We start from the raw sequence: 12,217 nt of genomic DNA on the forward strand, positions 1-12,217 counted from the left end.
CGGGGATGCCCGGCTCCTGGATGTTCTCGCCCTTGACGATCGCCTCGTAGACCTTGACTCGGCCGAGGATGTCGTCTGACTTGATCGTCAGGAGCTCCTGAAGCGCGTATGCAGCGCCGTAGGCCTCGAGCGCCCACACTTCCATCTCACCGAAGCGCTGACCACCGAACTGTGCCTTACCACCGAGCGGCTGCTGGGTGATCATCGAGTACGGACCCGTCGAACGTGCGTGGATCTTGTCGTCGACCAGGTGGTGCAGCTTCAGGATGTACATGTAGCCCACCGAGATCGGAGCCGGGAACGGCTCACCGGAGCGGCCGTCGAACAGCTGCGTCTTGCCGCTCGAGTCGATCAGGCGCTCACCATCACGCGTGGGAAGCGTGGAGTCGAGGAGTCCCGCGATCTCGTGCTCTTCTGCACCGTCGAACACCGGGGTGGCGACCTTCGTGCCGGGGACCGCTTCGAATGCGTCCTTCGGCAGCGTGGCGGCCCACTCGGGGGTGCCTTCGACCTTCCAGCCCTGCTTCGCGATCCACCCGAGGTGGGTCTCGAGCACCTGACCGAAGTTCATTCGGCCCGGGATGCCGAGCGGGTTGAGGACGATGTCGACCGGGGTGCCGTCCGGGAGGAACGGCATGTCCTCGATCGGAAGGATCTTCGCGATGACGCCTTTGTTGCCGTGGCGGCCAGCGAGCTTGTCGCCCTCGGTGATCTTGCGCTTCTGGGCGATGTAGACCACGACGCGGCGGTTGACGCCGGAGCCGAGCTCGTCGTCGCCCTCTTCCGCGTTGAACTCCTTGACGGCGATGATCGTTCCCTGCTCACCGTGCGGAACCTTCAGCGAGGTGTCACGGACTTCGCGGCTCTTCTCGTTGAAGATCGCGCGCAGCAGACGCTCTTCAGCGCTCAGCTCGGTCTCACCCTTCGGCGTGACCTTGCCGACGAGGATGTCGCCGGGACGAACCTCAGCGCCGATGCGGATGATGCCGCGCTCGTCGAGGTCTTTCAGCAGCTCGGGGCTGACGTTGGGAAGATCACGGGTGATCTCTTCCTTGCCGAGCTTCGTGTCGCGAGCGTCAACCTCGTACTCTTCGATGTGGATCGAGGAGAGCGTGTCGTCCTTCACGAGGTCCTGGCTGAGGATGATCGCATCCTCGAAGTTGTAGCCTTCCCACGTCATGAACGCCACGAGCAGGTTCTTGCCGAGGGCGAGTTCACCGTTCTCGGTGGCGGGGCCATCGGCGATGATCTCGCCGACCTCGACACGCTCACCGGCGGAGACGACGACCTTCTGGTTGTAGGACGTGCCCTGGTTCGAGCGGTCGAATTTGCGCAGGTAGAACTCCTGCGTGCCACCCTCGTCGAGCTGGACGACGACACGGTCAGCGGAAACCTCGGTGACCACACCGGGCTTGTCGGCCGAGATGACATCGCCGGCGTCGATGGCAGCGTAGCCCTCCATACCGGTTCCGACCAGCGGAGAGTCGCTGCGCAGCAGCGGCACAGCCTGACGCTGCATGTTGGCGCCCATGAGCGCACGCTGAGCGTCATCGTGCTCGAGGAACGGCACGAGCGACGTCGCCACCGACACCATCTGACGCGGGGAGACGTCCATGTAGCCGATCTCTGCGGGCTCGAACAGGTCGACCTCGCCGCCGGGGCGACGAGCGAGCACGCGCTCTTCGCGGAAGCTGCCGTTCGCCTTGAGGGGCGCGTTCGCCTGCGCGACGATGAAGTCGCTCTCTTCCGACGCCGTGAGGTAGTCGATGTCATCGGTGACGATGCCGTCGACGACACGGCGGTACGGCGTCTCGATGAAGCCGAACGAGTTGATGCGCGCGAAGGTCGCGAGCGATCCGATCAGACCGATGTTCGGACCTTCCGGCGTCTCGATCGGGCACATGCGGCCGTAGTGCGAGGGGTGGACGTCACGAACCTCGACGCCGGCGCGGTCACGGGAGAGACCACCGGGACCCAGCGCCGAAAGGCGACGCTTGTGGGTCAGACCCGCGAGCGGGTTGTTCTGGTCCATGAACTGCGACAGCTGCGAGGTTCCGAAGAACTCCTTGATCGCGGCGACGACAGGGCGCACGTTGATCAGGGTCTGCGGCGTGATCGCCTCGATGTCCTGCGTGGTCATGCGCTCGCGCACGACGCGCTCCATGCGCGACAGACCCGTGCGGACCTGGTTCTGGATGAGCTCGCCGACGGCGCGGATACGACGGTTGCCGAAGTTGTCGATGTCGTCGGTGGCCATGCGGATCTCGGCCTTCTTGCCGCCGCGGAGGCCCTCGAAGCTCTCGTCTCCTCGGTGCAGACGCACGAGGTACTTGATGGTCGCGACGATGTCTTCGACGGTCAGCACCGACGAGTCCAGCGGCTCGTTCAGGCCGAGCTTCTGGTTGATCTTGTAGCGACCGACCTTCGCGAGGTCGTAGCGCTTGGCGTTGAAGTAGAAGTTGTCGAGCAGCGCACGAGCAGCCTCTGCCGCGACCTGCTCACCCGGACGGAGCTTGCGGTAGATGTCACGCAGCGCGTCTTCCTTGGTGAGGATCGTGTCTTTCGCCAGCGTCTCTTCGATGGCCGGGAAACCGGCGAACTCGGTGAGGATCTCTTCGCTCGTCATGCCGAGCGCCTTGAGGAAGACCGTGACGGACTGCTTGCGCTTGCGGTCGATGCGAACGCCGACCTGGTCGCGCTTGTCGATCTCGAACTCGAGCCAGGCACCACGGCTCGGGATCACACGCGCCGAGACGATGTCCTTGTCAGAGGTCTTGTCGGGCGTCTTGTCGAAGTAGACACCGGGCGAGCGCACCAGCTGCGAGACGACGACGCTCTCGGTGCCGTTGATGATGAACGTTCCCTTGCCGGTCTGCAGCGGGAAGTCGCCCATGAAGACCGTCTGGGTCTTGATCTCACCGGTGAGGTGGTTCATGAACTCGGCCTCGACGTACAGCGGCGCGGCGTAGGTCTTGCCGCGTTCCTTGCACTCGTCGATCGAGTACTTCTCCGGCTCGAGGTACGGGTTCGTGAAGCTCAGCTGCATCGTCTCGCCGAGGTCTTCGATCGGGGAGATCTCTTCGAAGATCTCCTCCAGACCGCTGAACTCGTTGAGATCTTTGCGACCGGCCTTCTTGCCCTCGGCCAGACGTGCCTTCCACGTCTCGTTGCCGACGAGCCAGTCGAAGGACTCCGTCTGCAACGCGAGCAGGTCAGGGACCGTCAGCGTGTCGGAGATCTTGGCGAACGAAAGGCGGGATGCTCCGCGTCCGTTCTTATTGGTGGTGGGTGTGGATGCGTTGCGAGCAGCAGCCAAGGGAATAACCTCCGTGAGCCCCGCAGGGCTTCTCGATTCCTTTGTCGTCAGGTGGAGTGCGCACTCGTCTGCTCAACAACTGCCGACCACCATATGAGGGCAGGGAGAACCGAGGCGCAACGATCCACTATACGTCGGATTTTGTGACATGGCAAGCGCAGTCCTTGACCAATCTCGGATGCTGCGGTAAAAGCATCCGTCTACGTCGCGCGAAACCACAATGTTCGCGGCGGGTGTTCGGCGGGCACACGCGCACGCGGGCACGCGGCGCACCTCAGGCGATGTTCAGCTCGTTGCCCGGGATGGACGCCAACAGGCGCCGCGTGTACGGATCACGCGGGTTCGTGAAGATCTCCTCGGACGTCGCCGCCTCCACGAGCGCTCCGTCCTTCATCACGCACACGTAGTCGCTGATGAGTCTGACGACGGCGAGGTCGTGCGAGATGAACAGGTAACTGAGTCCGTATTCACGCTGCAGGTCGCCCAGCAACGTCAGAATCTGATCCTGCACCAGCACGTCGAGCGCCGAGACCGGTTCGTCGCACACGATGAGATCTGGTGAGAGCGCCAGAGCACGGGCGATCGCCACGCGCTGGCGCTGACCACCCGACAGCTCGGAGGGGTATCGCCGGAGCATCGACTGCGGCAGCGCCACATCATCGAGCAGCTGGCGCACGCGCTGTCGCCGCTCGGCGCCGCTTCCGCGCCGGTAGAACTCCAGCGGTTCACCGATCAGTCGCTCGATCGTGAACATCGGGTTCAGGCTCGAATACGGATCCTGGAAGATGGGTTGCGCGCGCTGGCGGAAATCACGCGTCTCTGATCGGCTCAGGCTCGCGATGTCTTTGCCCTCATAGCGGATCGACCCCGTCGTCGGTTCGATGATCTTCAACAGCATCCGTGCCGTCGTCGTCTTACCCGACCCCGACTCCCCCACGATCGCAACCGTCTCGCCGCGCGGAATGGCGAGCGAGACATCGTTCACGGCGACGAAGTCATCGCCGCGGCCGCGCACCGGGTACACCTTCGTGAGGTTCTCGATCTCGACGATGTTGTCGGATGCCTTCGCTTCGGCATCGTGCGCTTCGCTGCCCGCAGAATGAACCGCGGGTTGCAGACGCGCGACGGCGACCGACGGCGCTGCGGCGACGAGAGACTTCGTGTACGGATGCTGCGGCTCCTCGAGAATCTGTCGCGCAGCGCCCTGCTCGACGACCTTGCCACGGTGCATCACGATGACGCGTTCGGCACGTTCGGCTGCGAGTCCCAGATCATGCGTGATCAGCAGCACGGCGGTACCGAGTTCACGCGTCATCGCACCGATCTGATCAAGGATGGTCTGCTGCACCGTCACGTCGAGTGCGCTGGTGGGCTCGTCGGCGATCAGCAGCCGGGGCTTGCAGGCCAGGCCGATCGCGATCAGGGCGCGCTGGCGCATGCCGCCGGAGAACTCGTGCGGATACTGCTTCGCGCGTTTCGCCGCGTCGGGGAGACCTGCGGCCTCCAGAGCCTCGACGACCTTCGCGGACACGTTCTGCCTATTGGCCAGGCCGTGTGCGAGCAGTGTCTCGGCGACCTGTGTGCCGATCTTGGCGACGGGGTTGAGGTTCGACATCGGATCCTGCGGCACGAGTCCGATGTCGCGCCCGCGGATGCTGCGCAGCTCGTTCTCGGATGCCCGTGTGATGTCACGCCCGTCGAGACTGATGCTGCCCTGGGCGATGCGCCCGCCGCCGGCGAGCAGCCCGATGATGGCCATCGCGGTCGTGGACTTGCCCGAGCCGGACTCGCCCACAATCGCGACCGTCTCGCCCTCGGAGATCTCCAGGTCGACGCCTTCGACGGCGTGCACGACGCCGTCCATCGTGGCGAAGTCGACGGCCAGGTCTTTCACCGACAGCAGCGGAGCGCCCGTGTTCTTGTTGTTCGACATCAGCGTGCCCTCGTCCTCGGGTCCATGGATTCGCGCAGCGCCTCACCAAACAGGGTGAACCCGAGCGCTGTCACAGCGATACAGATACCCGGCAGGAAAGCCAGCCAGGGCGCTATCGCCAGTTCACTCTGTGCGTATGTCAGCATCCGGCCCCACTCGGCCGTCTCGGGGCGTCCGCCACCCAGACCGAGGAACGACAGGGCAGCCGCGTCGATGACCGCGGTCGCGAGCGTGAGCGTGCCCTGCACGATGACCGGCCCGATCGCGTTGGGCAGCACGTGCGACATCGTGATGCGGCCGCGTCCGAGACCGAGTGTCTGCGCCGAGAGCACATAGTCGCTCGATCTCTGCTGCAGCATCGACGCGCGAAGCAGACGCGCGAAGATCGGCACCTGAGAGGCACCGATGGCGATCATGACGGCGGATGGCGTCTGCCCGAGAATCGCCGCGATCGAGACGGCGAGCAGCAGATTCGGCACCGACAGGATGATGTCGACAATGCGCATGATGAGCGCGTCGACCCAGCCACCGAATGTGCCGGCGACGAGTCCGAGGATCATGCCGCCCACGAGTCCGATGGCCGTCGAGATGACACCCACGAGCAACGACGCTCTGGCTCCCCAGATCAGCTTCGACAGCACATCGCCGCCGAACCGATCAAGCCCCAGGGGGAAGGCCGGGTTGTCGCCGGGTCCGGGGATGTGTGTCGGCGTGATGAACTTCGCACCGGGAAGCGCTGTCTCCGGGTACGGCGCGAGAAGTGGCGCGAGGGCGGCGACGAGTACGAACAGCACCACGATCACCGCGCCGACCCAGGCGGTCGGGTTGCGTCGCAGGCGCCGGAAGACGTCGCGCCAGAAGCCGCCGGTGCCGCCCTTCAGCTCGGTCTGCGCGACGGCGACCGTGTCGATGATCTCGCCGCCCTGCGCTGGAGGAAGAGAAACGCTCATTATTGGACCCTCACTCTCGGGTCGATCAAGCTGTATGACACATCAACGGCGAGGTTGATGAGCGCATACGCAATGGCGATGAAGATGATGAAGCCCTGCAGCACGGGGAAGTCCCGGGTGAAGATCGCCCGCGCCAAGAAGGAGCCGATCCCCGGATACGCGAACACGGTCTCGGTGAGCACGGCCCCCGAGATCAGCAGTCCCGTCTGCAGGCCGATTGTCGTGACGACCGGCAACAGGGCGTTTCGCAGGATGAACCGACCACGGAGGATCGAGCTCGAAACGCCTTTGGCGCGGCCCGTACGAACGTAGTCGGCGTTCTGCACCTCGAGCACGCTCGCCCGTGTGATGCGCACGATGATCGCCAGCGGAATCGTTCCCAGCGCGATCGCTGGCAGGATCAGATGCTGGATCGCATCCCACGACGCATCGAACTCGCCGGTGATGATGCCGTCCCACACGTAGAAACCGGTCGGATGCGTCGCATCGATGCGCGGATTCTGCCTGCCGTCGGCCGGAAGCCACCCCAGCTGCACGGCGAAGACGTATTTGAGGATGAACGCGAGGAAGAACACGGGGATCGTGATGCCGACCAGGCTCAGCACGACAGCCGAATGGTCGCTGAATTTGCCGTGACGGCGCGCCGCCCAGTAACCGAGCGGGATGCCGACGCCCACCGCGATGATGAGCGCCGCCACCGACAACTCGATCGTCGCAGGAAAGCGCCGGATGAACTCGTCGAGCACCGGACGGTTGGTCTGGATCGAGGCGCCGAAGTCGCCCTGGAGCAGTCGTCCGATCCAGATGAAGTACTGCTCCAGCAGTGGCCGGTCGAATCCGTAGAGCTCGTTGACCCGCTCGATCGCCTCAGGCGTGGCCTTCTCGCCGAGAAGCGCGACCGCCGGGCCGCCGGGTAGCGCGCGAACCCAGGCGAACAGCAGCACACTCAAGCCGAACAGGGTGGGGATGAGAAACAGCAGTCGCCTGCCGATGGTGCGAAGCAAGAAGTACTCCCAGCTCTTTCAGGTAGGTCGACGCGAGTCTCTGACCCCTCGACGGGCTCAGGGAGCGGAGACTCGCGTCGTCCTGTTCCGGCCCTTGCCGCTTCGACAGGCTCAGCGGTCGCAGGATGAGGAACAGGACGACGCGCGACGCTTACTTCGTGAGGACGATGTCCGTGAAGACTTCGTCGTTCACCGGGCTGGCTGGGTAGCTCTCGACCCGCGGCGCGAAGGCCAATGTCGGGGCCGGGTGCGCAAGCGGAACGCCGGGGATGAACTCGGCGACCATCTGGTTGATCTCCTCGTACAGCGCGCTCTGCTCGTCGAGGTCAGCGATGCCGCGGGCCTCGGCCAGGGCGCTGAACAGCTCGGGATTGTCGAAGCCCCATTCCGAGCTCTGCGCGCCGAAGAACACGCCGACGAAGTTGTCGGTGTCGTTGTAGTCACCGGTCCACCCCAGCAGGTGGATGCCATGGTCGGCAGTGCCCGTGGTGCGATCGAGGTACTCGACCCACTCCTCCGAGACCGGGGTGGTCTCGACGCCGACCTCGGCGAGCTGCGACGACAACACGGTGAAGATCTGCTCGGGGTCTGGCATGTACGGACGCGAGACGTTGACCGGGTAGTTGAAGTCAAGCGTCAGCGGGTTGGATTCGTCGTACCCGGCCTCGGCCAGCAGCGACGTCGCCTTCTCGGGGTCGTAGTCGTACGTGGGTACGTCCGGGTTGTAGCCGTTGACGGAATCGGGCATGAACTCGATCGCCTTCTCGGTGCCCTCCGGCAGAACCTGGCTGATCAGCGCGTCTTTGTCGATCGCGTACGAGAGCGCTTCGCGCACCTTCGGGTCCTGCAGCTCGGGCAGCGCCTGGTTGAACGCGAGGTAGAGGATCGTGAACGGAGGACGCGACACCATCGTGAAGCCGTCTTCTTCGAGTGCGGCCGTGTCGGCGGGGCCGACGAGGTCGTAGCCGTCGATGTCTCCGGCCTCGAGCGACTGGCGACGTGCGGTCGGGTCGTCGATCACACGGAAGATGACCTCTTCGATCTGGCCCTTATCGCCCCAGTAGTCGTCATAGATGTTGAGCGTGAGCTGCTCACCCGGCGACCAGTCGCTGAAGGCGAAGGGGCCGGTGCCGACGGGGTGACCCTGCGCGTACTCGGACAGCTTGGGTGCCTCGGCGGAACCGCCGACGGTGTCAGCGCCGAACTCCTGCAGCGCCGACGGGCTCTGCATGGCGAAGGCGGGCAGCGACAGCGCGGGGATGAAGCCGGCGAACGGCTTGTTCAGCTCGATCGTCAGGGAGTAGTCGCCGTCGGGCGTGCACGACTTGTAGACGGCGTTCTCCGGGCTGTCGGCGTAGCCGTGGAACAGTTTGTTGTAGTAGTAGCCGAACGCCTCGGATGCCGCGAGGCCGGTCCAGTTGTACCAGCGGTCGAAGTTGTAGCAGACGGCTTCGGCGTTGAAGGGCGTGCCGTCATGGAAGGTGACGTCCTCCTTCAGCGTGAAAGTGTGACTCATGCCGTGGGCAGCGGACTCCCACGATTCGGCGAGCAGCGGCGCGGGGTCTGCGGTGCCGGGCTCGGTGCCAACGAGGCCCTCGAAGATCTGACGCGAGACGCGGAAGGTCTCACCGTCCTGCGCGAAGGCAGGGTCGAGGCTGGCCGGATCAGAGGACGCGGCGAACACAAATGTGCTGTCGACGTCGCCGGATGAGTCTCCTGAGTCGTCACCGCGTTCGCTGGCGACGCAGCCCGCGAGCAGCATCGCCGCGATCGCTGTGCCGGTGACGGCGATGAGCCCTCGCCGACGCATGGATGTGTTGTTCATGCTGGGTACCTTCCCTGTTGGGGGCGCTTCTTTGCGCGTGGCGGATGCGTCTTCGCAACCGTGACACGGCGATGCATTGACGCTACCCAGCTGGCGGGCGGAATCCAAGCGCATCCGCTTCGCGACTCGGTATCAGGTCGGTAACGACTTCACTGCGCATAAGCTCAGAGCATGGGACGAACGCGCGCGAAAGACACCGAGCATCCGCACGCTCGCCTGGATCACGGTGGCATCGCACGCATCGTCCCGTCGGAGTTCACCTCGGGTTTCGAACTGATCGTCGACGACACACCACAGTCACATGTCGACCTCGATGACCCCACGCACCTGCACTTCGAGTACATCGTGCGCATGGGCGCTGTCATCGATCAGCTACCGGTCGGGCCGTTGACGGCGCTGCATCTCGGCGCCGGCGCACTCACCATCCCCCGCTATATCGCGGCGACGCGTCCCGGATCACGTCAGCAGGTGATCGAGTGGGAGGCGCCGCTGGCCGCGCTCGTTCGTGAGAACCTGCCGCTGCCGCGGGGAGCATCCGTTCGTATCCGTATCGGCGACGCCCGTGAAGGAGTGCAGCGCCTGCCCGCGGCGCTGAAAGGAAGGTGCGATCTCATCGTCTCGGATGTGTACTCGGGCGCACAGACACCGGCGCACCTGACCAGCGCGGAGTTCTACGCCGAACTTCGCGAGATACTCGCCCCCACCGGCGTCCTGCTCGTCAACGTCGCCGACGGCCCCGGGCTGGCCTTCGCGCGCCGACAGGTGGCCACGATCACTCACGTCCTTCCCGAGGTCGCTCTCCTCGCCGACACGCAGGTGCTCAAGGGCAGACGGTTCGGGAATCTCGTGATCGCGGCATCCGCTTCTCCCCTCCCCTCAGGGTGGCTGCCCCGTCTGCTCGCCGCTGGCCCGCACCCGGCGAAGATCGCCCAGGGCGCAGAGGTCAGGGCGTTCGCGCAGGGCGCCGGGATCGTGACGGATGCGGATGCCGTGGCATCCCCGAGACCCGACGCGTCGATCTTCCTGCGCTGACCGCGCTGCGACTTCAGCCTCGGTGGGCGTGCCGACCCGACCACTCGCGACCCCGAAGGCAGACTGGTGAGGATGCTGCGGAAGGAGAGCACATTGGGTTTCATTCGGGGGTACGACTCAAACTCTCTTCGTGAGCTGGTCGATCAGGCCGAATGCGCCGAACGTCTGGCCGAGATCGAGTCGCAGCGGAGTCTGCCGGCGATGCTCGAGCGGGTGTGGCTGCTGAAGGTCCTCGACCGCCTCGATGAGGCGCACGCGCTGGCGGAAGAGACCGTGCGCCAGGCCCGCATGGCCGGTACCCGCAAAGATGTGCTGCGTGCGCGCGTGCTGCACGCGACCGTGCTGCAGTATCGCGGCGCCCACAGCGCCGCCGATCAGGTGCTGGCGACGTGCGCGGCAGAAGCCGAGGGGCAACGTTGGCATTCCATCGCAGCCTTCGCGCGTCAGCACCAGGGCAAGAACGCGTACGAGGCGGGCGATCTCGAACACGCCAGAGAGAGCTTCAAACAAGAGCTGTTCCTGCGCCGCGAAGCCGGCGCCGACGAGCGCGAACTCGAGACCGTGCTGCTGGCGATCGAGATGATCGAACGCCGTGGCGCGGCGCGTCTGATCACGACCTGATCGGTGGCGTGCCGGCCACCATTCCTCATGTCTGTGCCATGTCCTATTCTTGGCGCATGGCGGATCTGAAGCGTGTGCGCATCTGGGGTGAAGCACTGATCCAGATGCATCTCGACGACTCGTGGTCGTTCGGGTTCGACCATGCCAAACGTCGCGCGGGCCTGTGCGACTTCTCCGCGAAGCGCATCACCGTCTCGCGGTATCTCGCCGCCCGCTTCGATGACGATGAGATCCACCAGGTGCTGCTGCACGAGGTCGCCCATGCGCTCGCCGGGCACCGTGCCGCGCACGGGCCGAAGTGGAAGCGCATCGCTGACGACATCGGCTACGTCGGCGGCACCACGCACCACGGCGAGACGGCTGTCGAACTCGCCCCCTGGGTCGGTACATGCCCCGCCGGGCATGTGACCTACCGGCATCGCCGGGTGAGCCGACCCACGTCATGCGCGAAGTGCTCACGGACGTTCGACCCGCGGTACGAATTCGTCTGGACTCGTCGCGAGATCACGGCAGCCGCCCGGCTCGCCGCACAGGTGCCGCGAGAGCAGTAGCGCGGAGTCGGGTCAGCGCCCGAACCGGGTGAAGACGCCGCCGCGCAGGATGGGCACAGCGTCGATCGCGTCGAGTTCGGCGGCGGCTGCGACGCTCGTCGGCACGACGCCTGCGGCTTCGATGCGTGCTGTCGCGTCGACCCCGTCGGCGAGCTCACGTCCGGAGGCGGATGCCGTCAGCAGATGCCGCATCGCTCGGCGCAGGCCGCGCGCCGACTCGCAGGCGGTAGCCGCCTCGGGTGAGGTGTGGTCGATGCCGAGATCGCTGAGCGCGGCGATGATCGCTCCGGCGCCGAGCTGATCCTCGACAGCGAAGCGCAGGTCTCCGGCCGGTGTCTGCTCCCCCGCGGCGATCACGCTCACGGAGAGGCGCCGCTGCCGCTGATGCTGCAGAGCCAGCACCGTCTGTGCCACGGCCGTGGCGTTGCGCAACGCTCCGAGCAGCACGGTCGCCTGAGTCTGTGGCTGCGCCTGTATCCGAGCCGCGGCCGCGGCGACAGCGGCGCCATCGCGCGACCAGTGTGCGGCATCCGCCGCGTCGATCGAGGCATCGGATGCCACGGCATCCGCCACCGTCGACGAAAAACGCAGCACGTCGACGACGATCACGATGTCGGCCGGCGCGAGGCGCCTCAACCCCGCTTCTCCCCACTCGAAGCGAACCTGGTACGGCGATTGATCGAACGGCGAGCTCACCCTCCCACTTTCCCACACCCACCCAGACACACGCCGACCCCCGTCCTGCCGTCGTTCCCCCGTCTTAGCAACGCATGCGACGGGGGCTCGACGAGAAGACGGGGTCTCGGCGGCTCGGGCTCGGCGCGAAAGGTGAGGGACCCGGCACCTAGTCGATGGCGAGGGCCTCGACGGGGGCAACGCGTGTCGCCAGGCGCGTCGGGGTCGCCGCGGCCACGACCGTGAGAACTGCGGCGGCCGCGGCGATCACGACGACCGGGATCCACGGCACAGCGGGCGCCACGAGCCC

General features: G+C 65.6%; 9 protein-coding genes. 3 read left to right on the top strand and 6 right to left on the bottom strand.

From position 1 onward, the window contains the following. The 5 genes from Q1J95_RS10045 to Q1J95_RS10065 all read right to left on the bottom strand — a co-directional run. Positions 1 to 3,316: DNA-directed RNA polymerase subunit beta (locus Q1J95_RS10045; RefSeq protein WP_300267377.1), on the bottom strand; the 3,316-nt coding region annotated here is incomplete at its 3' end. Positions 3,317 to 3,590: 274 nt separating this feature from the next. Next, the gene (locus tag Q1J95_RS10050) at positions 3,591 to 5,249 is read right to left on the bottom strand and encodes an ABC transporter ATP-binding protein (RefSeq protein ID WP_300267378.1); all 1,659 of its coding nucleotides are present in this window, start codon (positions 5,247 to 5,249) and stop codon (positions 3,591 to 3,593) included. Then, the gene (locus tag Q1J95_RS10055) at positions 5,249 to 6,199 is read right to left on the bottom strand and encodes an ABC transporter permease (RefSeq protein WP_300267379.1); all 951 of its coding nucleotides are present in this window, start codon (positions 6,197 to 6,199) and stop codon (positions 5,249 to 5,251) included. The genes Q1J95_RS10050 and Q1J95_RS10055 overlap by 1 nt, the downstream gene beginning before the upstream one ends. Then, positions 6,199 to 7,203: an ABC transporter permease gene (locus Q1J95_RS10060; protein ID WP_300267380.1), complete on the bottom strand. Its 1,005-nt coding sequence runs from the start codon at positions 7,201 to 7,203 to the stop codon at positions 6,199 to 6,201. The genes Q1J95_RS10055 and Q1J95_RS10060 overlap by 1 nt, the downstream gene beginning before the upstream one ends. A 151-nt stretch (positions 7,204 to 7,354) precedes the next feature. Next, the gene (locus Q1J95_RS10065) at positions 7,355 to 9,028 is read right to left on the bottom strand and encodes an ABC transporter substrate-binding protein (protein ID WP_300267381.1); all 1,674 of its coding nucleotides are present in this window, start codon (positions 9,026 to 9,028) and stop codon (positions 7,355 to 7,357) included. A gap of 171 nt (positions 9,029 to 9,199) precedes the next feature. Here Q1J95_RS10065 and Q1J95_RS10070 point away from each other — a divergent pair, with 171 nt between their 5' ends. The 3 genes from Q1J95_RS10070 (at position 9,200) to Q1J95_RS10080 (ending at position 11,232) form a co-directional block, all read left to right on the top strand. Then, positions 9,200 to 10,060, top strand: coding sequence for a spermidine synthase (locus Q1J95_RS10070; protein WP_300267382.1), 861 nt, complete (start codon positions 9,200 to 9,202; stop codon positions 10,058 to 10,060). A gap of 93 nt (positions 10,061 to 10,153) precedes the next feature. Then, positions 10,154 to 10,681, top strand: a complete 528-nt coding sequence (locus Q1J95_RS10075) for a hypothetical protein (RefSeq protein ID WP_300267383.1) — start codon at positions 10,154 to 10,156, stop codon at positions 10,679 to 10,681. A gap of 56 nt (positions 10,682 to 10,737) precedes the next feature. Then, positions 10,738 to 11,232: a SprT-like domain-containing protein gene (locus Q1J95_RS10080; RefSeq protein WP_300267384.1), complete on the top strand. Its 495-nt coding sequence runs from the start codon at positions 10,738 to 10,740 to the stop codon at positions 11,230 to 11,232. Between the two features lie 12 nt (positions 11,233 to 11,244). On the opposite strand, the gene Q1J95_RS10085 is transcribed toward Q1J95_RS10080, so the two are convergent. Continuing rightward, positions 11,245 to 11,928, bottom strand: coding sequence for a 2-phosphosulfolactate phosphatase (locus tag Q1J95_RS10085; protein ID WP_300267385.1), 684 nt, complete (start codon positions 11,926 to 11,928; stop codon positions 11,245 to 11,247). Positions 11,929 to 12,217: the final 289 nt, after the last annotated feature.

The organism is Microbacterium sp., from assembly GCF_029263575.1.
In the GTDB taxonomy this organism is placed as follows: domain Bacteria; phylum Actinomycetota; class Actinomycetes; order Actinomycetales; family Microbacteriaceae; genus Microbacterium.

Excerpts from the sequence above, each read along its gene's own strand:
- Q1J95_RS10070 (WP_300267382.1), top strand. The coding sequence starts at position 9,200 with ATGGGACGAACGCGCGCGAAAGACACCGAGCATCCGCACGCTCGCCTG.
- Q1J95_RS10080 (WP_300267384.1), top strand. The coding sequence starts at position 10,738 with ATGGCGGATCTGAAGCGTGTGCGCATCTGGGGTGAAGCACTGATCCAG.
- Q1J95_RS10055 (WP_300267379.1), bottom strand. The coding sequence starts at position 6,199 with ATGAGCGTTTCTCTTCCTCCAGCGCAGGGCGGCGAGATCATCGACACG.
- Q1J95_RS10065 (WP_300267381.1), bottom strand. The coding sequence starts at position 9,028 with ATGAACAACACATCCATGCGTCGGCGAGGGCTCATCGCCGTCACCGGC.
- Q1J95_RS10050 (WP_300267378.1), bottom strand. The coding sequence starts at position 5,249 with ATGTCGAACAACAAGAACACGGGCGCTCCGCTGCTGTCGGTGAAAGAC.